Origin of the sequence: Mesorhizobium sp. B2-1-8, from assembly GCF_006442545.2 — a bacterium.
Lineage (GTDB): Bacteria > Pseudomonadota > Alphaproteobacteria > Rhizobiales > Rhizobiaceae > Mesorhizobium.
In genome coordinates this window covers 1735557-1756902 of sequence record NZ_CP083952.1, presented here as the reverse complement: position 1 = coordinate 1756902, position 21346 = coordinate 1735557, and the positions used below count along the sequence as shown (strand labels likewise).

At 63.3% G+C, this 21346-nt stretch carries 18 protein-coding genes; 4 read left to right on the top strand and 14 right to left on the bottom strand.

The annotated features are described in order from the left end of the window. Positions 1–168 precede the first annotated feature (168 nt). Complete coding sequence (gene polA / locus FJ970_RS08610; RefSeq protein WP_181178343.1) at positions 169–3126, top strand: DNA polymerase I; 2958 nt, start codon at positions 169–171, stop codon at positions 3124–3126. A gap of 15 nt (positions 3127–3141) precedes the next feature. On the opposite strand, the gene FJ970_RS08605 is transcribed toward polA, so the two are convergent. The 8 genes from FJ970_RS08605 to FJ970_RS08570 form a co-directional block, all read right to left on the bottom strand. After that, on the bottom strand, positions 3142–3546 hold the full coding sequence (locus FJ970_RS08605) for a Fur family transcriptional regulator (RefSeq protein WP_140756338.1): 405 nt from the start codon (positions 3544–3546) through the stop codon (positions 3142–3144). Between the two features lie 237 nt (positions 3547–3783). Further along, positions 3784–4830: an L-glyceraldehyde 3-phosphate reductase gene (gene mgrA, locus FJ970_RS08600; RefSeq protein ID WP_140756340.1), complete on the bottom strand. Its 1047-nt coding sequence runs from the start codon at positions 4828–4830 to the stop codon at positions 3784–3786. 132 nt (positions 4831–4962) lie between these two features. Then, positions 4963–6120, bottom strand: a complete 1158-nt coding sequence (locus FJ970_RS08595) for a Gfo/Idh/MocA family protein (protein WP_140756342.1) — start codon at positions 6118–6120, stop codon at positions 4963–4965. Between the two features lie 11 nt (positions 6121–6131). Beyond that, positions 6132–6878, bottom strand: coding sequence for a sugar phosphate isomerase/epimerase family protein (locus FJ970_RS08590; RefSeq protein WP_140756344.1), 747 nt, complete (start codon positions 6876–6878; stop codon positions 6132–6134). 76 nt (positions 6879–6954) lie between these two features. Then, entirely contained in the window at positions 6955–8055 is a 1101-nt protein-coding gene (locus FJ970_RS08585) for an ABC transporter ATP-binding protein (RefSeq protein WP_181178344.1), read from the bottom strand. Continuing rightward, positions 8055–8987 carry a carbohydrate ABC transporter permease gene (locus FJ970_RS08580; RefSeq protein WP_140756346.1) on the bottom strand — a complete coding sequence of 311 codons (933 nt, stop codon included), beginning with the start codon at positions 8985–8987 and terminating at the stop codon, positions 8055–8057. Before FJ970_RS08580 ends, FJ970_RS08585 begins: the two co-directional genes overlap by 1 nt. Then, entirely contained in the window at positions 8980–9873 is an 894-nt protein-coding gene (locus FJ970_RS08575) for a carbohydrate ABC transporter permease (protein ID WP_140756348.1), read from the bottom strand. Before FJ970_RS08575 ends, FJ970_RS08580 begins: the two co-directional genes overlap by 8 nt. A 98-nt stretch (positions 9874–9971) precedes the next feature. After that, positions 9972–11210, bottom strand: a complete 1239-nt coding sequence (locus FJ970_RS08570) for an ABC transporter substrate-binding protein (RefSeq protein ID WP_015315675.1) — start codon at positions 11208–11210, stop codon at positions 9972–9974. Between the two features lie 403 nt (positions 11211–11613). Here FJ970_RS08570 and FJ970_RS08565 point away from each other — a divergent pair, with 403 nt between their 5' ends. Next, positions 11614–12666, top strand: a complete 1053-nt coding sequence (locus FJ970_RS08565; RefSeq protein WP_140756350.1) for a LacI family transcriptional regulator — start codon at positions 11614–11616, stop codon at positions 12664–12666. Here FJ970_RS08565 and gndA read toward each other — a convergent pair. The 6 genes from gndA to FJ970_RS08535 form a co-directional block, all read right to left on the bottom strand. Next, positions 12663–14090: an NADP-dependent phosphogluconate dehydrogenase gene (gene gndA, locus FJ970_RS08560; RefSeq protein WP_140756352.1), complete on the bottom strand. Its 1428-nt coding sequence runs from the start codon at positions 14088–14090 to the stop codon at positions 12663–12665. The genes FJ970_RS08565 and gndA overlap by 4 nt on opposite strands. Positions 14091–14242: 152 nt before the next feature. After that, on the bottom strand, positions 14243–15877 hold the full coding sequence (locus FJ970_RS08555; RefSeq protein WP_140756354.1) for a copper resistance CopC/CopD family protein: 1635 nt from the start codon (positions 15875–15877) through the stop codon (positions 14243–14245). A 55-nt stretch (positions 15878–15932) separates the two neighbouring features. After that, a complete protein-coding gene (locus FJ970_RS08550; protein ID WP_140756356.1) occupies positions 15933–16451 on the bottom strand; it encodes a YcnI family protein in 519 nt (172 codons plus the stop codon). 39 nt (positions 16452–16490) lie between these two features. Further along, positions 16491–17027 carry a copper chaperone PCu(A)C gene (locus FJ970_RS08545; RefSeq protein ID WP_140756358.1) on the bottom strand — a complete coding sequence of 179 codons (537 nt, stop codon included), beginning with the start codon at positions 17025–17027 and terminating at the stop codon, positions 16491–16493. Positions 17028–17122: 95 nt separating this feature from the next. Continuing rightward, the gene (locus tag FJ970_RS08540) at positions 17123–17479 is read right to left on the bottom strand and encodes a DUF2946 family protein (protein WP_140756496.1); all 357 of its coding nucleotides are present in this window, start codon (positions 17477–17479) and stop codon (positions 17123–17125) included. 95 nt (positions 17480–17574) lie between these two features. Continuing rightward, the gene (locus FJ970_RS08535) at positions 17575–18492 is read right to left on the bottom strand and encodes a GntR family transcriptional regulator (protein WP_140756360.1); all 918 of its coding nucleotides are present in this window, start codon (positions 18490–18492) and stop codon (positions 17575–17577) included. Between the two features lie 247 nt (positions 18493–18739). On the opposite strand from FJ970_RS08535, the gene FJ970_RS08530 reads away from it, so the two are divergent. Together FJ970_RS08530 and FJ970_RS08525 are read left to right on the top strand one after the other, a co-directional pair. Beyond that, positions 18740–20245, top strand: coding sequence for a UxaA family hydrolase (locus FJ970_RS08530; RefSeq protein ID WP_140756362.1), 1506 nt, complete (start codon positions 18740–18742; stop codon positions 20243–20245). 63 nt (positions 20246–20308) lie between these two features. Further along, positions 20309–21307, top strand: a complete 999-nt coding sequence (locus FJ970_RS08525) for an aldo/keto reductase (protein WP_140756364.1) — start codon at positions 20309–20311, stop codon at positions 21305–21307. Positions 21308–21346 lie beyond the last annotated feature (39 nt).

Sequence of the window (21346 nt, the reverse complement as noted above, 5' to 3'; positions counted from 1 at the left end):
AACATGGCGATTCAAGGGCACGAACGTTACACTTTTGTAACGTGCCCGTGAGCGGGCTTGTATAGGCCGATCTGTCAGGGTCCCGATCTGCCAGGGTGTTGACGGAACCTGTATCTGGCGATGTCTTTGGCATGGACCAAGCCATCGCGCCGCGCTATCCCTGCCGGCATGAAAAAAGGCGATCATCTCTTCCTCATTGACGGCTCTGGCTACATCTTCCGGGCCTATCACGCACTGCCGCCGCTGACCCGCAAGTCCGACGGCCTGCCGGTCGGCGCCGTTTCCGGCTTCTGCAACATGCTGTGGAAGCTGATGCAGGATGCCCGCAACACCGATGTGGGCATTGTGCCGACGCATTTCGCCGTCATTTTCGATTATTCCTCGAAAACCTTCCGCAACGACCTCTATCCCGAATACAAGGCGAACCGTTCGGCGCCGCCCGAGGACCTGATCCCGCAATTCGGCCTGATCCGCCAGGCAACCAGGGCCTTCAACCTCCCTTGTCTCGAGATGGAAGGCTTCGAGGCCGACGATCTCATCGCCACTTACTGCCGGCTGGCCTGCGAGGCCGGTGGCGACACCACCATCATCTCATCCGACAAGGACCTGATGCAGCTGGTTGGCGACACGGTCGGCATGTACGACCCGATGAAGGATCGCCAGATCGGCATCCCCGAAGTCGTCGAGAAATGGGGCGTGCCGCCGGAAAAGATGATCGACCTCCAGGCGCTGACCGGCGACTCCGTCGACAATGTGCCTGGAGTGCCCGGCATCGGGCCAAAGACCGCGGCGCAACTGCTCGAGCAGTTCGGTGATCTCGACGGATTGCTCGCCCGCGCCGGCGAGATCAAACAGGAGAAAAGGCGGGAATCGATCATCGCCAACGCCGACAAGGCGCGCATCTCGCGCCAGCTGGTGACGCTGAAGAACGATGTGCCGGTGGCCGAGGGGCTGGACGATTTCGTGCTGCATGCGCCCGACGGGCCGAGGCTGATCGGTTTCCTCAAGACCATGGAATTCACCTCGCTGACCCGCCGCGTCGCGGAAGCGACCGGCACCGAGGCCGGCGACGTCCAGGCCGTCGCCGTGGCCGTCGAACGCGCCGATAACGCGCATGGCCCCGATGTCGGCGCCGGAACGCCGCCCGTTGTCCGAAACGGGGCGGGCTCCGAGCCTGGCCAGACTGCTGAAGCCGAGACGGCGGAAAAGCCAAAACAGGGTGACACCCCTTCGCTGCTCGCTGCATTGCGGCTGGAGAGCGCGGCGACACGCAAGATCGATATCTCAGCCTATCAGTGCATCCGCGATATCGCGACGCTGAAAGCCTGGGTCGCCGAGGCGCGCGAGGCGGGTATCGCTGCCTTCGACGTCCGAGCCACCTCCACCGATCCGATGCAGGCCGAACTGATCGGCATGGCAATGGCCACGGCACCCGGCCGCGCCGGCTACATTCCCTTCACCCACAGGAGCGGCAACGGTGACCTGCTCGGCGGCGGCACGCTCGAAAACCAGATACCGCTTCGCGAGGCGCTGGCGGTGCTGAAACCGCTGCTTGAGGACAGGTCGGTCCTCAAGATCGCGCAGAACCTGAAATATGATCTGGTCATCATGAGCCGCTACGGCATCGATGTCGCGCCCTTCGACGACACCATGCTGATCTCCTACGTGCTCGACGCCGGCACTCCGCACGGCCACGGCATGGATGCCCTGGCCGACAAATGGCTTGGCCATACGCCTCTTCAGCTCAAGGACGTGACCGGTTCCGGCAAGAGCTCCGTCGGTTTCGACCAGGTCGACATCGACAAGGCGACCGCTCACGCCGCCGAGGATGCCGACGTGACGCTGCGGCTGTGGCTGGTGCTGAAGCCGCGGCTTGCCGCCAAGGGCCTGGTCTCGGTCTATGAACGCCTCGAGCGGCCGCTGGTGCCGGTGCTGGCGCGCATGGAACAGCGCGGCATTTCGGTCGACCGCCAAATCCTGTCGCGGCTTTCGGGCGAGCTGGCGCAAGGTGCGGCCCGGCTCGAAGAGGAAATCTACCTGCTCATCGGCGAGCGCATCAATATCGGCTCGCCCAAGCAGCTCGGTGATATCCTGTTCGGCCGCATGGGCCTGCCCGGCGGCTCCAAGACCAAGACCGGCCAGTGGTCGACCTCGGCGCAACTGCTCGAAGACCTTGCCGCCGAAGGCCACGAACTGCCGCGCAAGATCGTCGACTGGCGCCAGCTGACCAAGCTGAAATCGACCTACACCGACGCACTGCCCGGCTTCGTCAATCCCGACACCAAGCGCGTCCACACCTCCTACGCGTTGGCCGCGACGACGACCGGCCGTCTGTCGTCTTCCGACCCGAACCTCCAGAACATCCCCGTGCGCACGGCTGAAGGCCGCAAGATCAGGACTGCCTTCATCACCGACAAGAGCCACCGGCTGGTGTCGGCCGACTACAGCCAGATCGAACTGCGCGTGCTCGCCCATGTCGCCGAAATTCCGCAATTGCGGCAGGCCTTTGCGGATGGCGCCGACATCCACGCCATCACAGCGTCCGAAATGTTCAACGTGCCGGTGCAGGGCATGCCGTCGGAAGTGCGCCGCCGCGCCAAGGCGATCAATTTCGGCATCATCTATGGCATTTCGGCTTTCGGCCTTGCCAACCAGCTGTCGATCCCGCGCGAGGAGGCGAGCGCCTACATCAAGAAGTATTTCGAGCGCTTCCCCGGCATCCGCGACTATATCGAGGAGACCAAGGCCTATGCTCGCGAGCACGGCTTTGTCGAGACGATCTTCGGCCGCCGCATCCACTATCCCGATATAAGGTCCTCCAACCCCTCGATCCGCGCGTTCAACGAACGCGCCTCGATCAACGCCCGCCTGCAAGGCACCGCCGCCGACATCATCCGCCGCGCCATGATCCGCATGGAGGAAGCCTTGGACAAGGCCAAGCTGTCCGCCCGCATGCTCTTGCAGGTGCATGACGAACTGATCTTCGAGACGGTCGAGGCGGAAGTCGAGGCGACGATCCCCGTCGTGCGCCACGTCATGGAAAACGCGGCGATGCCGGCGGTGTCGATGTCGGTGCCGCTGCATGTCGACGCACGGGCCGCCAACAACTGGGACGAGGCGCACTGACGGTAGCGAAGGCCTTCAGGCTGCTTGCGCCGAACACTTCGCGCACGTCCCGCGAAATTCGATCACCGCCTTCCTGGCGGCGAAGCCGGTCGAGTTGACCCATTCGTTCAACCGGTGGTCGACGTCGTGATCGGACATTTCGGTTACTTGCCCGCAGCTGTCGCAAATGGCGAAGGCAGTCATCGAGTGGCTGTGGTCGTGCGGCTCGGCGCAGGCGACGAAGGAGTTGATGCTTTCCAGCCGATGCACGAAGCCTGACTTCACCAGCGTGTCGAGCGCGCGATAGACCTGCAATGGCGCGCGAAAACCGCGCTCGCGCAGTTGGTCGAGCAAGGTGTAGGCGCTGAGCGGCCCGCTGGCGGTCTCGAGTTTCTCGAGCACGCACAGCTGGTTTTTCGTCAGCACATCCCTTGCCGCCATGGCTCTGTTCCAACCTGTCCTGCGCCATCCATGGGCTGTTTGCTCACGCAAACGGCCTGATCCCATTCAGATAGCGACGAACCGCCTTCTTTGCTACTCTTCTGTTGCTATCCCGAGCCGGTCGATGACATGCCGGCACAATGGTGGCGGCAGGATTGATAGCGGAGCGACGTTCCGCTTCCATGCAAAACGGCGGGACAGGTCCCGCCGTTTTGCTTTGCCGCCTTGCGAGGCGGACTATTTCCTCGGCGGGCCTTTGCGCTCGGCGGAGGCAGCCCACAGATTGATGTCGGACTCGCGCGCGTAAGTGTCGATTTCGGCCAGCTCGGCATCGCTGAAGTCGAGCACCTTGAGCGCGCCGACGCAGTCCTCGACCTGCTCCGGCCGGCTGGCGCCGATCAGCGCCGACGTCACCTTGCCCCTGCGCAGCACCCAGGCCAGCGCCATCTGCGCCAGCGTCTGGCCACGCTTGTCGGCGATCGCGTTGAGCGCCTTGATGTTGGCGATGGTGCGGTCATTGATGAAAGCAGTCTTCAGCGACTTGCCCTGGGACGCCCGGCTGCCGTCGGGAATGCCGCCAAGATATTTGTCGGTCAGCATGCCTTGCGCCAATGGCGAGAACACGATGGAACCGACGCCGAGCCCTTCGAGCGTGTCGAGCAGCCCGTCTTCCTCGACCCAGCGGTTCAGCATCGAATAGCTCGGCTGGTGGATGACGCAGGGCGTGCCGAGTTGCCTCAATATGTCGGCGGCCTCGCGGGTGCGCTGCGAATTGTAGGACGAGATGCCGGCATAGAGCGCCTTGCCCGAACGCACCGCATGGTCGAGCGCGCCCATGGTTTCTTCGAGCGGCGTGTCGGGATCGAAGCGGTGCGAATAGAAGATGTCGACATAGTCGAGACCCATCCGCTTCAAGCTCTGGTCGAGGCTGGCCAGCACGTATTTGCGCCCGCCCCATTCGCCGTAGGGGCCTGCCCACATCTCGTAGCCGGCCTTGGTCGAGATGATCAGTTCGTCGCGATAGGCGGAAAAATCGGTGCGCAGGATCTCGCCGAAAGCCGTCTCGGCCGAGCCGGGCGGCGGCCCATAATTGTTGGCCAGGTCGAAATGGGTGATGCCGAGGTCGAAGGCCTTGCGCACAATCGCCTGCTTGGTCCGATGCGGCGTGTCGTCGCCGAAATTGTGCCACAGCCCGAGCGAGATCGCCGGCAGCTTGAGGCCGGACCGCCCGCAGCGGCTGTAGATCATTTTCTCGTAGCGGTTTTCAGCGGCGATATAGGGCATGGAAAATCCTCGAATCTGAACGGATGGGGCACCGTCATCGCAGAGGCGATGAGCATGCCCGTACCCATCCTTTACCCCCTCCCCGGAGGAACGGGGAGAGGGGCGGGCAAAATTATCGATAATCCCCGCGACCTATTTCTTCTTGGCCAGAAGATCCTTGGCTTGCTTGACGCCAAGCGCGGCCGGGCGCTCGCAAGTGGTCTGCATGGCGACGAACTTGCCGGTTTCGCCTGAGCTCAGGAGGCCGGTCATCACATCGACGGCATGCAGCGCGAGTTCCATCGAGCAGCGGTGCGGCCGCCCTTCGGCGATCGCCAGCGCCATGTCGGCGAGGCCCGCCGTGCGGTAGTTGGCCATCATGCCTTGGCTGTGCATCTCATTGGGGATGCCAAGCGGATGCTTCCATTTCGGCAGCTTCTTGACCGGCTTGCCTTCTTCGGTGAAGCGCACGTCGCCGCCGAAGAAGTTCGGATCCGGCACGAACACCGTGCCGGCCTCGCCATAGAGTTCCATCGGCGCGTGGCCGTGGGCCCAGACGTCCCAGCTGGTGTTCAGCGTCACCACGGCGCCGTTCTCGAATTCCAGCAGGCCGTGAATGGTGGTCGGCGTGTTGACCGGGATTTTTTCCCCCGCGCGAGGCTTTGAGCTGATCGTCCGCTCCTTGGCCGGAGTCGTCGCGAAAGCCGCCACCTGCTTTACCGGCCCGATCAGCTGGATCAAATTGGTGATGTAGTACGGTCCGATGTCGAGCACCGGTCCCGCGCCCGGCTGGAAGAAGAAATCCGGATTGGGGTGCCAGTGTTCCATGCCGTGGCCCATGACATGGCAAGTGCCGCTGGTGATCCTGCCGAGCTTCCCCTCGTCGATCAGGTCACGCACCAGCTGGTGCGCGCCGCCCAGGAACGTGTCCGGCGCCGAGCCGATGCGCAACCCCTTCTTCTCGGCCCGTGCCTTGAGGTCCTGGCCCTCCTTGAGCGACAGCACGAACGGCTTTTCCGAATAGACATGCTTGCCGGCATCGAGCACCTGCTTCGACACCTCGTAGTGCACGGCCGGAATGGTCAGGTTGACGATGATGTCGATATCGTCAGCCTTGAGCAGATCCTCGACGGTCTCGGCACGGAGCTTGAATTCCTTCGCCCGCGCCTTGGCCACATCCATGTTGATGTCGGCGCATGCGCGCATCTCGATGCCGCGAAACAGCGGCGCCAGCGAGAAGTACGCCTTCGAGATGTTGCCGCAGCCGATGACGCCAATACCCAGTTTCCCATTACTCAGCTTCTTTGCCATGGTGATTGTTCCTAGTAGCTCTTGACGGTTGCGATCGAGCGGCGGGCGAAACGCTCGATGTCGTTGGGATTGTCCTGTTCCATGACAAAGTATTTTGCCGCGCTCTTGGCCCGCAGCACCTTGATCAGGCCGGCCCAGTCGATCGTGCCATGCCCGACATCCGACCAGCCATCCTCATCCAGCCCCTCGCCTGGCTTCGCCATGTCCTTGACATGGACGGCGACGATGCGCTGGCCATGCTTTTCGATCCAGGGCAGCGGGTCGGCGCCGCCGCGCACCACCCAGGCAACGTCCATTTCCCAGCCAATATTGGGGGCGGACGACAGGATATGATCCTGCGGCACCGAGCCGTCGGCGAGTGTCTTGAATTCGAAATCATGGTTGTGCCAGGCGAAGCCATAGCCGGCCTTCGAGGCCACCTCGCCGACCTTGGCCAGACGCTCTCCGAAGCCGCGCCAGCCGGCGGCGTCGGACGGCCTGTCCTCGGCCATCAGATAGGGGCAGATCAAGAGCTTGACGCCGAGCGTTTCGGCGATCCGGCGCACACCGTCGAAATCCTTCTCCAGCGCGTCGATGGAAAAATGCCCGGTCGGCATGGCAAGACCGTTCTTGTCGAGTTCGGCGCGGAAGGCCTTGGGATCGTCATAGACGCCGCCGAAGCCTTCGACCTCGGCGTAACCGAGCTTGCCGAGCATTTCGAGCACATCGGTCCAGGGCAAGAAATTGCGGGCGCTGTAAAGTTGGAATGACCAGTTCATCGTCTCTGTCCGTTCTGCTTGGGATTGTCCTTGGGAGGATGGTTTGGGGAGAATGGTTCGGGGAGGGTCTGGTAAGCTACATGCGGTTGCCGCTCGCCAACTCGAACAGCGAAGCCCGCATCGGATCGAAGCCGATGCTCACGGTATCGCCATTGCCCGGCGTGCGTTCGGCCGTTACCCGCACGGTGAAATTCTGTTTGCCGAGCTTCAGCCAGACCAGCGTGTCCGAGCCCATCGGCTCGACGACCTCGACATTCGCCGTCGCTGTAAACGGCCAGCCGGTGCCGCTGTTCAAGGCGACATGTTCCGGCCGGATGCCAAATACGGCTGGCCCAGTCACCGGCTCCTTGTCGAAAGCATAGGTCGAAAGCGGGACGCGGGCATTCTCGACGGCGAAGTGCCAGTCCCCGCCGTCCTTCTCCAGCCGGCCCTCGATGAAATTCATCGCCGGCGAGCCGAGGAACCCTGCAACGAACCGGTTGACCGGACGGTTGTAGATGGTCTGCGGCGCGTCGAGCTGCTGGATGACGCCACCCTTCATCACCGCTATGCGATCGGCCAGCGTCATCGCCTCGATCTGGTCGTGGGTGACGTAGATCATGGTGTTCTGCAATTTACGATGCAGAAGCTTGATCTCGACGCGAAGTTCCGAACGCAGCTTGGCATCGAGGTTGGACAGCGGTTCGTCGAACAGGAAGACGTCGACATCGCGCACCAGCGCCCGCCCGATCGCCACGCGCTGGCGCTGGCCGCCGGAGAGTGCGGCGGGCTTGCGCTGCAGCAGCGGCTCGATCTGCAGGATCTCGGCTGCTCGCGCGATGCGCTTGGCGATCTCGTCCTTGGCGATGCCGGCGACACGCAGCCCAAAAGACAGGTTCTTCTCCACCGTCATCTGCGGGTAGAGCGCATAGGACTGGAAGACCATGCCGATGCCGCGGTCCTTGGGCTCTTCCCAGGTGACGTTCTTGCCCTTGATGAAGATGCGGCCTTCCGAAATATCGAGCAGGCCGGCGATGCAGTTGAGCAAGGTCGACTTGCCGCAGCCAGAGGGCCCGAGCAGCACGATGAACTCGCCTTCGGCGACATCGAGGTTGAGCGTCTGCAGCACCGAGATAGCGCCGAAGTTCAGCGACAGGTCCTGGATCGAAACACTGGTGCCGTTCGCCGCCATCGCCATCACCCTTTCACCGCGCCGGCGGCGATGCCGCGCACGAACAATTTGCCGGAAATGAAGTAGACGACCAGCGGCACCAGCCCGGTCAGGATGGTGGCGGCCATGTTGACGTTGTATTCCTTCACGCCCTGCACCGAGTTGACGATGTTGTTGAGCTGCACCGTCATCGGGTAGGTGTCGGGCCGGGTGTAGACGACGCCGAACAGGAAGTCGTTCCAGATGCCGGTCACCTGCAGGATGATGGCGACGACGAAGATCGGCAGCGACATCGGCAGCATGATGCGCAGGTAAATGCCCCAGAAGCCGGCGCCGTCGACGCGCGCCGCCCGGAACAGCTCCTCCGGCATGGAGGTGAAATAATTGCGGAACAGAAGCGTCAGGATCGGCATGCCGAAAATGGAGTGCACGATCACCAGACCGGTAAGGCTGCCATAGAGGCCGATCTCGCGCAGGATGATGACGATCGGATAGATCATCACCTGGTAGGGAATGAAGGCGCCGACGATCAGGATGACGAAGAACGTGTCGGCGCCTTTGAAGCGCCAGTTGGCCAGCGCGTAGCCGTTCACCGAAGCGATGGCGATCGACAGGATTACCGAGGGAACGGTGATGCGCACCGAATTCCAGAAACCACGCGAAAGTCCGTCGCAATTGAGGCCGGTGCAGGCCTGCGACCATGCCTTGACCCAAGGCTCGAAGGTGATCTCGAGCGGCGGCGAGAAGATGTTGCCGAGGCGGATCTCCGGCATGCCCTTGAGCGAGGTGACGACCATCACATAGAGCGGCAGGAGGTAGTAGAGCGCCACCACGACGAGCGTGCCGTAGAGGAAAATGTTGCGGCGCGAAAACATGTGCCGCGGCTTTGGCCCGCTCGGTCCGGAGGCATCATCCCGCAGGTTTGACGTGGCGGACAAGGAGACGGCATGGTCAGACACGCTTGCGGCCTCCAAATTCGAGATAGGCCCACGGCACGATGACGATCATCACCGACAGCAGCATCATGGTCGAGGCGGCAAAGCCCTGGCCGAGGTTCTGGGCGAAGAACATGTAGTCGTAGACATACTTGGCCGGCACTTCGGAGGCGATGCCCGGCCCGCCGCTGGTCTGCGCGACGACGAGATCGTAGACCTTGACGATGCCGGACGCGATGATCACAAGCGTGGTGATGAAAACCGGCCGCATCATCGGGATGATGATGAAGAGATAGGTCTTCCACATGGGTATCCCGTCCACCCGTGCAGCCTTCCAGATATCCTCGTCGATGCCGCGCAGACCCGCCAGCATCAGGCACATGATCAGCCCCGTGCCTTGCCAGAGCGCCGCGATCGATATGCCGTAGATGACGATGCTGGAGTTGTAGAGCGGATTGAAATCGAAGCTGGTCCAGCCGAGGCTTCGCACCACGCCCTGGACGCCGAAATCCGGATTGAGCAGCCATTGCCAGACAAGGCCGGTGACGATGAAGGACAGCGCGAAGGGATAGAGGAAGATGGTGCGGAACGTATCCTCGAAACGGATTTTCTGGTCGAGCAGAGCCGCGAGCAGAAAACCGATCACCAGCGAGAATACCAGTGAGATCACGCCGTAGATCAAAAGATTCTCGATCGAGATCAGCCAGCGCGGCGTCGCCCACAGCCGGTAGTACTGGTCGAGCCCGACGAAATTCAGCCGCGGCAGGAGCTTCGAATTGGTGAAGGAATAGAGAACCGTCCACGCGGTGCCGCCGACGAAGACCACCATTGCGGTGAGGACCATCGGGATCGAAGCGACCTTCGCATTGAGATTGCGGAAGAGTTGGCTCGGGCGTTCGCTCTTGCTCATCGGTACAGCCGTGCTGGATCGGATAAGGGCGGAAAGTCAGCGCGCCTGGGCTCCCGGCCCTGCCTGGCAAGGTCGGGAGCGAAGCGGCTCGTCAGTCGTCAGTCAGCCGAAGCGATGATGTCGGCGAAGCGCTTCTGCGCCTCTTCGAGGCTCATGTCGGGCTTGGCGAAGAATTCGGAGAAAAGATCCTCCTTCTGCTTCTGGCTGTCCTGCGAGAGCAGCTGGTCCGTCCATGGGATGACCGCGCCCTTGGCTAGGATGGCAAGGCCCTTCTTCATGCAGTCGTTGGCCGCGTTGAGGTCGACGTCGCCGCGCACCGGCAGCGAACCCTTCTTGAGGTTGAAGGCAACCTGGGTCTTGGGATCGAGCAGTGTTTCGGCCAGCACTTCCTGCGCCTTGGCCTTGTCGGCATCCTTGAGCAGTGGGAAGTAGAAGGCGTCGCCGCCCGTGGCAATGACCTCGTTCAGGCCAAGGCCGGGAAGGCAGGTATAGTCCTTGCCGGCGGTCTTGCCGGCGACCTGGAACTCGCCTTGCGCCCAGTCACCCATGATCTGGCCGCCGGCCTTGCCGGTGATGACCATGTTGGTGGCCTGGTTCCAGTCCTGCACATTTGTGTTCTTGGCCATCTTGCGGGCGTCGTCGGCTGCCTTGAAGACCTTGGCGACTTCGGGACCGGCGGCGAACTTGGCGTCCTTGTCCTTGTAGACCTTGAGGAAGGTGTCGGTTCCTCCGACCGCGGCAAGCAGCACGTCGAAGGCGCCCGATGCCTGCCAGGCCTGCCCACCGACCGCGAGCGGCACGATGCCTGCCTTCTCCAGTGCCGGGGCCGCGGCCACATACTCATTCCAGTTCTTCGGCACCGGAACGCCGGCCTTCTCGAAAGCCGCGTTCGACAGCCACAGCCACTGCCAGGAATGGATGTTGACCGGCACGCAATAGATCTTGCCGTCGATCGTGCACGAGTCGAGCAGGCTCTTGGGCCGTACCACCTCCGTCCACTTGCCCTTGGTGGCGACGTCGGTGAGGTCGCGCATCAGGCCGGCCTGCACCAGCTCTTCCGCTTGCCTTCCATGATTGAATTGGGTGGCCCCCATCGGATCGCCGCCGGTGATGCGGCTGATCATGATCGGCCGTGCCGTGCCGCCGGACCCGGCGATGGCGCCGTCGACCCAGTGGTTGCCGGTGGCGTCGAATGCCTTGGCGAGTTCGGCGACCGCTGCCGCCTCGCCGCCGGAAGTCCACCAATGGGTGACTTCCAGATCGGTCGCGGCCGCCGGGCCGGCGAAGTTGAGCGCAACCGTCGCTGCAAACGCAGCGGTCAGGAATTTGTATCGCATTTCGGCTTCCTCCCAGAAATCTGAAACGTTACAGATTTTCGATACGGCAATTGAGGACCATGCGCAACCCCTTCCGGCAAGCTCGCTTTGACATTTTTCGAGTCGCGAACAAAATCCTTTCGCTGCGGTGGCATTGTGCGGCGCAACGCGCAAGAGCGCGCCGCACAACGAGCAAAAACAGCAAAAAAACTTGCTGGCAGCATGCTTCCCACTGAATCCCAACGATTTTTCGCCACACGGTCGACGACGTGTTTTCCGCGTCGCCAGCACCCGTTTCTACACCGATCGTGACAAGCTGTAACGTTTCAGTATACTGCTTCCATGCAGGTGACGCGCCCTGGGGAGCGGCCGCAAACATTGCCGGGCTGCCCGGCGGCTGCTATGCGCCTGATGGGCGGGACGGATGGACAGACAACGCACGGACAAGGATGACGAGGCGACGGCACAGGAACGGCCGACGCTGAAGACGCTTGCCTTCATGACCGGGCTTGGCGTCACCACCGTCTCGCGCGCCTTGAAGGACGCGCCCGAGATCGGCGCCGAGACCAGGCGTCGTGTCCAGCTCGTGGCCAAGCAGATCGGCTATCGGCCGAACCGTGCCGGCGTGCGTTTGCGGACCGGCAAGACCAATGTCATCAGCCTCGTGCTCAACACCGAGCACGAACTCATGAGCTTTGTCTCCGACATCATCTACGGCGTGACGGAAGTCATCGCCGACACGCCCTACCACCTGATCGTCACACCCTATTCGCGCTCGCAGGATCCACTGGATCCGGTGCGCTATCTCGTGGAGACCGGCTCGGCCGACGGCGTCATCATCTCGCGCACCCAGCCGAACGATCCGAGGGCCCGCTACATGCTGGAGCGCGGCATTCCCTTCGCCACGCATGGCCGCACCGAGATGGGGCTGGTTCATCCCTATCATGATTTCGACAACTACGCCTTCGCGGCCGAGGCGGTGCGGCATCTCGCCGGCATGGGCCGCCGCCGGCTCGCCTTGGTGACGCCGCCGGTCGGTTTGAGCTACTACCGCCATACGGTTGACGGCTTTGCCGACGCTCTGAGCGAAGTCGGCGCCAGCGAGGTGCCGTTCAACACCGTTTCGATCGACCATTCGATCGAACAGATCAGGATGAGGACCGCGCAGCTGATGCGGCGCGACATCAGGCCGGACGGTATCATCAGCAGCGCCGCGGCGGCGACGCTCGCCATCGTCGCCGGCATCGAGGATGCCGGCCTGAAGCTCGGCCGCGACGTCGACGTGGTGTCGAAGCAGTCGTCGGAACTGCTGCATCTGTTCAGGCATGAATTGCTGGTCGTCAACGAAGACTTCCGGCTGGCCGGCTCCGAACTCGCCCGCTCGGTGCTCGGCTGGATCGGCGGTGCCTCGCCCGGCACGCTGCAGAGCCTGAGCGAGCCGAAGGGCGTCGTGGCCTATCGGCCCTCCGGCGATTAGCCAGCCGCGCCGCTGCCCCACGGCCCGTGGAACGCACCCTGCTCGCCGATGCGCTCGAAACCATGCGCACCGAAGAAGTCGCGCTGCGCCTGGATCAGGTTCGAGGTACCGCGGCCCTGGCGATAGCTGTCGAAATAGGCAAGCGCCGAAGACAGCGCCGGCACCGGCGCGCCGGCTTCGGAAGCCCTCGCCACGATGCGCCGCAGCGACGGATGCGCCTCCTTCATCAAGCTGATGAAAGCCGGCGCCATCAGCAAGTTGGTCGAAGCGCCGCCACTGCTGAAGGCCTCGGCCATCGTGTCGAGCATCTGCGAGCGGATGATGCAGCCGGCGCGCCAGATCTTGGCGATGGTCGGCATCGGCAGGTTCCAGTTGAACTCCTTCGAGGCGCCCGCCATCACGGCAAAGCCCTGCGCATAAGCTGATATCTTGCCGGCGAACAGCGCCAGTTCGAGGTCTTTCAGCACCCCCTCCTTGTCGCCAGAAATTTTCGTCACGCCGATATTGCCATAGGCTTTTTCGGCTGCCTGCCGCTCGTCCTTGATCGACGACAGCACGCGTGCCGCCACCGCCGCCTCGATCGCGGTCGCCGGAATGCCGAGCTGCTGTGCCTCGATGACGGACCATTTGCCGGTGCCCTTCTGGCCGGCGCGATCGAGGATGATATCGACCACCGGCTTGCCGGTCTTCGGATCATCGGCGGCGAGCACCTTGGCGGTGATCTCGATCAGGTAGGAATTGAGCCGACCCTTGTTCCAGTTGGAAAACACCGTGCCGATGTCCTTCGGCCCCATGCCCATTCCATCACGCAGGATGCCGTAGATCTCGGCGATCATCTGCATGTCGGCGTATTCGATGCCGTTGTGGATGGTCTTGACGAAATGGCCGGCACCATCGGTGCCGAGCCAGGCGGCACAGGGCTCGTCCTTGAACTTGGCGGAGATGGCGGTCAGCACCTTCTCGACACGCTTCCACGAATCCTCCGTGCCACCGACCATGATCGACGGTCCGTGGCGAGCGCCCTCCTCGCCGCCGGAGACACCCATGCCGATGAAGGTCAAGCCCGAGCCGGAAAGTTCGGAGAAGCGCCGCATCGTATCGCGGAAATTGGCATTGCCGGCATCGATGACGATGTCGTTGGCCGACAGCACGCCGCGCAACGCTTCGATCTGCTCGTCGACCGGCTTGCCGGCCAGCACCATGATGACGATCGGGCGCGGCGGCCGGATCGCGGCCGCGAGTTCCTCCAGGCTGTAGCAGGGGACGACCATGTCCCTGAGCGCACCGGCATTCTCCACGAAGGCGTCCGTGCGAGCCTTGGTACGGTTGAAGACGGCGATGCGGTGCCCGTGCTCGGCGATGTTCAGCGCCAGGTTGGAGCCCATCGTGCCAAGGCCGATCAGGCCGATTTCGGCTTTTTCCATCGTTTCTTCCCTGTTTCCGGATCGCTTTGTTGAGGCCGTGTTTTGTGGGCGATGATTGACGAGCGTTTCGGGCCGCGTCAACCGCCTCGCCGAATTGTGTTATAGTCGCACGCTGACGTTTCCCGTTCGACAACGGGTATCACATCCGTGAGTTACGGCCTGATGTCGATCGGCGCCTCGATCTTCACCATGTCGAAGTCCGAGACCAGGATGTCTATGCGCGCCATCCAGCGGCCGGGAACCGGGATGATGAGGTTGTCGACACGCCAGCTGCCGTCGCCGGGCTTGGTTGCCGCGCGCTTCAGCGGCTCGATGCCGGAATCGGGTTTCGACAGCACCAGCGTCACTTCCTTGGCGTCGAGTGGCCCGAAATCGCCGGTCATGATGATCATCGAGGCGGCGACCGGCCCGGCATGGCCAGGCGTGATGCTGAGATCGGCCATCGCCTGCAGCGCATGAATGTGGACCGAAACCGGCTGCGCCGCCGCGATCGCCAGCGCCCGTGGTGGCGGCGTGAAGCGCCAGCCGGCGGCGACCCCGAAAATCGCCAGCACGATCAACACTTCGACGCCGACCGAGCGGGTGAGCCTGCGTTGCGCCTCGGTCGCTCCCGCCTCGGCCGAGGCGGTGAGCTTCCAGCGATTGACGCCGGCAAGCGTGAACAAGAAGACCAGCAGCGCGAGTTTCAGCAGCAGCAGCCGGCCATAGGCTGTGTCGACCAGCGCCGAGGGTGTCTGCACCTGGATCACGGCCAACACGATGCCAGCCGCGGCAAGCAGGACGACCACAGGCAGGATTGCCCCTGAGAAACGGCGCAGGAATTCAACGGCGCCGTTCGCCTGACGCTTCAGCGCGAGGCCGAGCGGCACCAAAGCACCGGCCCAGAAGGCGATGCCGACGCCATGGACGAAGACCAGCGGCCGTGTCAGCCATTGCGGTTCGGCCGCACTGGCATGGCCACTGGCGGCAAGCGCGACGCCAACGCCGGCGAGGGCCGCAAGAGAAAATGGCCTGGCGGTCGCGCGCGGTCCGGCCAGCGACAGCAGGCCAAGCCCCAACGCGATCAAGGCGATCAGCACCGTCCAGCCGAAGCTGGTGCCGAGCCCGGTGCGCCAGGCTACCGGCTGCGCCAGATGGGAGAGCGGCGTCCCTAGCGCATCGAGACCTTGCAAGCCGAGCGACAAGGGTGCCGCCACCAGCCCGCACAGGATCGCGGCCGTGACAAAGCGCTGACCGGCACGGCCATCCCCGGCCAGCCAGGCAAGGGCGAAAGCGCCGCCAATGCCTAGGAAAAGGCCCGCATAGAGAAGAACCTTGCCGATCCAGATCGCCGACCGCAACGGCCAGTCAATCGCTTCGGAGACGGCCGGCGGCTCGCTTGGCGCGCCGATCGAAAACAGGAACGAGCCGCCGACCGGATGGCCATCGGCGGAAATGACACGCCAGCTCAGCACATGCGTGCCGGATTTGAGCGCCCGCGGATTGTCGATCTCGACGGTCTGGTCGCTCAGGCGGAAGGAAGTCAGCGGAACCGGCGTGCCGTCGGGCGTCACCAGCGTCAGCACCAGCGGCGAGACCGGCTCGCCGAAAGTCAGCGAGAACTGAGCCGGCGCCTGCGCCAGCACGGCGCCGTCGGCCGGGTCGGTCTTGATCAGCGCTGCATGGGCAAAAGCCTGGCTTGTCGAGGCCATGACGATGAGCGCCATGAGCACCGCGAAAAGCCCACTAGCCCAGCCGAATCGCTTGCCGGTCCTTGCAGGCCCTTGAAGTGGGGATGTCGCGTTCATGCTGCCGCCAAGGAGTTGGCGGCGCACTTTGCGGACCGGGCGCGCCGCCAGAAAATCATTTCTTCGGCGTGAGCTTGATGCCGGGCGCCGGGGTCTCCAGCGCGTCCTCATCCTGTCCGGCGGCCGGAATCTCGATCCAGCGGGCGGCGGCATCGCCGCATTCCTGCACCACCGGGAAGTAGAGCTTCTTGCCGGCGGGCAGATCAGCCGTCAGCGTCGCCCGGAAGACGAACTCGTCGTAGAATTCATCCGGCAGATTGCCGCCGCTCCAATCGACTTCCTTCACCCCATCGGCCACCGCCTGGCCATAGAGCTGGTAGGATTTTTCGTACTTGCCCTTCTTGGTCTGCAGCGTCCAGCCGGGCTTCGGCATCGGCTTCACCGCGATCACCCCTTCCGGGATCTGCACGCGCACGGCGGTCGTCGCCTTGCCGTCGCAGCCATGCGGCACGCGCAAGACGGCCTTGTAGGTCGAGCCGACGGCCGCCTCCTGGGTTTCGAGCGTGATATGCGCCAAGGCGGCATTTGTCCCCAGCACGAGAAATGCGCCAGCCGCCAAAAGATACTTGTTCATGATGGTCCCTCTGATTTCAAAATTGGTGGATCGGCGCGATCAATTGGCGTGGTCGTCCATGCCGCCCATTTCGCCCATGCCTTCGACGGCGAACTCGACGCTGACCGTACCGGCCTTCTCGAAGGTCAGCGTGGCGGCGAATTTTTCACCCTGCTTGGGTTGCCGCTTCAGGCCGATGAACATCAGGTGATAGCCGCCGGGCGCCAGGGCAACTTTGCCGCCTGCCGGGATTTCCAGGCCACCGTCAACTGGCCGCATGGTCATGACGCCGTCCTTGACGCCCATTTGATGCAGCTCGGCCTTTTCGGAGACGTCGGAGGAAATCGACAGCAGCCGGTCCGCGGCACTGCCCTTGTTGAGGATGGTGAAATAGCCCCCGGCCACCTTGGCGCCGGCCGGTGTGGCGCGCGACCAGGGATGTTCGATTTCGAGATCGCCGACCTTGAATTCATGCGCCAGGACTGCCTGGGCGCCAAGGAACACAAGGGCTAACGCCGCAATGCCGAGATCGGCTCTGAAGCGAGACAGGGCGTGGCCGAACACAGTGCCCGCCGACATACGGAAAGAATGGGACATGATTGCTCCATGACGTGATGATCGCGCCGTCGCCGGTCACGAATGGTTTGATCTTGGATGAGTACGCTCGCGAAAGGTTCCGCAAGCAAGCAGGCTCAAGCCGCCAGTGGCGGCGCGCGCGGGTTCGACGGGGACCGTTCACGGGCGAAGTCGAGATGCGTGGTCGCCGGGAAGACGAAGGCGACGGCTTCGAAGGAAAGGGACGCAAGCGCAAGCCCGGCATCGGGCGGCGGCGCATAGGTTGGAGAAAACATGCTGCAGCCGAGTGTGCAGCAGGCCGGCAGATGGGATGGATGCTGGTCGCCGCCGGGAAGCTGGGTGGCGCCGTCGTGGGTACAGATGACGTTGCCGAAGGCATCGAGTTGCGCGGCACTCGGCCCGGTGCTGAAAGCGAACGCGCCAAGTGTAGACTGGAGCAACAGCAGATAGGCCGCGACAAGCGCGACCGGTATGCTCCACGGTCTCCCCGGGCTGTTCAAACCATCTGCCTCTAAAGCAATCCTGAAAGGATACCTATCACGGGAGCGGCAGGTCGAAAATCGGCAATTCAATGCTGCGGCAACGCGGCACTCAAGGACGGCCGGCTTTCCGGGATCGAGGTCAGCAATGTCTGGCGTGCCGACTTCAGGTGCTTGCGGCAGGCTGCATCGACCTTGCCGAGGTCGCGCGACTTGAGTGCCTCGATATAGGCGAGATGCTCGCCGATCGCGACTTCGTTGCGCTCGCGCTCCTGCGCCTTGTTCCACTGGTAGTGGTAGTGGAAGATCATGGCGATGACGTCGTAGAAATCGACGATGAAGCGGTTGCGCGAGGCGCGATGGATGAGCCGGTGGAGGCGCTCGTCCAGTTCCGAGAACTCATTGAAGCGCGTCGCGATCTCGCGTGCCAGAACGCGGTGTTCCTCCTCCAGCCGGTCGAGATCACCCCAGACCGGACTGTCCTGCGGCAGCGCGGTGAAGGCGGCAGCCGAACGCAATTCGAACATTTCGCGGATCTCGGTCAGTTCCAGCGCGAAGGCCCGCGTAAAACCCTTCAGCACCCAATGGCTGTTGCGGCGTTTTTCGATCAGGCCGAAACGGGAGAAGCGGATCAGAAACTCGCGCACGCTGGTGGTGCCGACGCCGATCTCGCGCGCCAGTTCGAGCTCGTTGATCTGCATGCCGGCCTCGGCGCCGCCGGCCAGCAGCCTGCGCATGAACGACCGCTCGATGATCTCGGCCAGTGTGTCGGTCTCTTCCTCGGGAAAGAAGTCGTCGGAACGAGGATCGCGCAGCACCGTCTTGGCGCGCTTGTTCCAGGCGATCAGCCCGGTTTCCTCCATGCGCGCCAGGATGCTGCGCACAGTCGTGCGGCTGACGCCGAGCAGCGCACCCAGCTCAGGTTCCGACGGCAGGCTGCGCGTCTCGTCGAGCAGCCTGAGGCAGCGGTTGTAGGCGTCCTTGTAGACGTTGTTGCTCTTCGACATCCCCTGACCCATTCATGCCGGCGCTTGCAGCGGCCGGCTTGAAGCGCAATATGACGTTCCCAGAACCCTGAAAAGCAGGAATCTCTTTCTCCGGGTCCGGCTCATTGTTTCCAGCGCCACCACTTGCCGAGGGCGGAACCGCAGCGAAAAAACAATTGACGCAAAACTGTTTTTTCACGATAAAAGACATTAACTCTTAACAGGCGCGTGTCAATCCGCGCATCCCAGGATCACCCAGGAAACGCCCGTGAACGTCTCGAACACCATTCTTCTGTCTCCCGCCGACAATGTCGCCGTTGCCAATGGCCGTATCGAGATAGGTACCGCGCTGCCGGGCGGCGCGCTCGCTGCCGCCGTCATCGAGCCTGGCCACAAGGTGGCGATCAAGCCGATTGCCGCGGGTGAAGCCGTGGTCAAATACGCCCAGGCGATCGGCCGCACCACACAGGACATCGCGCCGGGCGAGCATGTCCATTCGCACAATCTGGTCTTCGAGGCCGGCCGCCTGCCGGTGGTGCCGCCGAGCGAGGCCGAGCACGCAACCGAAGCCGACCGCGCCCGCACCTTCATGGGCTATCGCCGCGCCGACGGCCGCGCCGGCACACGCAACTTCATCGGCATCATCGCCAGCGTCAATTGCTCGGCCACCGTCTGCCATTCGATCGCCGACACCGCCAACAGGACCTTGCTGCCGAAATATCCCGGCATCGATGGCTTCGTGCCGATCGTCCATGGCCAGGGTTGCGGCATGAGCGCCACCGGCGACGGCATGATGGTGCTGCACCGGACCTTGGCCGGCTATGCCCGCCACCCGAACTTCGGCGGCGTGCTGATGGTCGGCCTCGGCTGCGAGGTCAACCAGCTTACCCTCTACGGCCAGAAGGGTGCCGCCGCCGGTAAGCGCCACTTCAATATCCAGGATGCGGGCGGGTCGCGCAAATCGGTGGAAAAAGCGATGGGCGTGCTGGCCGAGATCGCCGAGGAAGTTGGTCAGTTGAAGCGCGAGCCGATTCCGGTCAGCGAGATCGTCGTCGGCCTGCAATGCGGCGGCTCCGACGGTATGTCGGGTATCACGGCCAATCCGGCGCTGGGCGCGGCCGTCGACATCCTGGCCGGCGTCGGCGGCATCGGCATCCTTTCCGAGACGACGGAAATCTACGGCGCCGAGCACCTGCTCGCCTATCGCGCCGCAAGCCCCGAGATCGCCAAGAAACTCGATGGCTATGTGAAATGGTGGGAAGATCACGTCGCCAAGCATGGCGCCTCGATCGACAACAACCCGTCGCCCGGCAACAAGCGCGGCGGCCTCACCACCATCCTGGAAAAGTCGCTCGGCGCGGTTGCCAAGGGCGGCCAGACGCCGCTCAACGGCGTGTTCGGCTATGCCGAAAAGGTCACCGGCAACGGGCTGGTGTTCATGGACACGCCCGGTTACGACCCGGTCTCGGCTACCGGTCAGGTGGCGGGCGGCGCCAATGTCATCGTCTTCACCACCGGTCGCGGTTCCTGCTTCGGCTGCCGGCCGACACCCTCGATCAAGGTCGCCACCAACTCGACCATGTATCACCAGATGGAAGAGGACATGGACGTCAATTGCGGCGTCATCGCCTCCGGCGAAAAGACCATTGCCGGCATGGGTCGCGAGATCTTCGAACTGATCGTCGAGACGGCTTCAGGCCGCAAGACCAAGAGCGAGGATTTTGGCTACGGCGATAACGAGTTCGTGCCCTGGCATCTCGGCGCGACGCTCTAGTTTTCGACGCATGTCTGGTAAACTTGCCGAGCCGCACAACGGTCGGCCACGGGGAGGTTATGCATGAAAAGACGCCGCATCGGCCAGACGGCACTGGAGGTCACCGAGATCAGCTTCGGCGGCGCTGCGATCGGCGGCCTCTACCGGGCCTGTTCGCGCGAAGCGGCGATGGAAACGCTGCAAGGCGCGTGGGAAGCCGGCCTGCGCTATTTCGACACCGCGCCCTTCTACGGTTTCGGCCTGTCGGAGCGTCGCTTCGGCGATTTCCTGCGCTACAAGCCACGCGATTCCTACGTGCTGTCGACCAAGGTCGGCCGCCTGTTCCGCCCGGTGCCGGAAGACCAGGTGCCGGACCATTCCTATGTCGATCCGCTACCCTTCGCGCTCGAGTACGACTATTCCTATGACGGCATCATGCGGTCGGTCGACTTCAGCTATGCGCGGCTTGGGCTAAACAGGATAGACATCCTGTATGTGCACGACATCGGCGTTTACACGCATGGTGTCGAGAAGACCAAACTGCACTTTCGCCAGTTGATGGACGGCGGGCTCAAGGCGCTCGAGGAGCTGAAGCGGGCCGGCACGATTTCGGCCTACGGGCTCGGCGTCAACGAAGTCCAGATCTGCCTCGACGTGATGCGCCGGGCGCCGCTCGACTGCATCCTGCTCGCCAGCCGTTATTCCTTGCTCGACCGCAGCGCGGAAGCCGAACTGCTGCCGCTGTGCCGTGCGCAACAGACGTCGCTGGTCATCGGCGGCGTTTTCAACTCGGGCATATTGGCGACCGGGCCGGTGCAGGGCGCGCATTTCGACTACCAACCCGCCAGCCGCGACGTTCTCGACCGTGTCGACGCCATGGAGAAGATCGCCGGTGAAGGCGGTTATCCGCTGGCGGCGGCCGCGTTCCAGTTTCCTTTGCACGAACCTGCAGTTGCCACCGTGCTGACCGGTACCGCAAGATTGGCGAACCTGACACGCAACCTCGAGCTGCTCGATATCGACGTGCCGGAGACGGAATATGCCAAGTATCGTCCCTACACGGTGGTGCAGAAACTGTCTTGAAGCGCGCACCGTCGCAATGTGCACAGGGTCGCGGGTCGG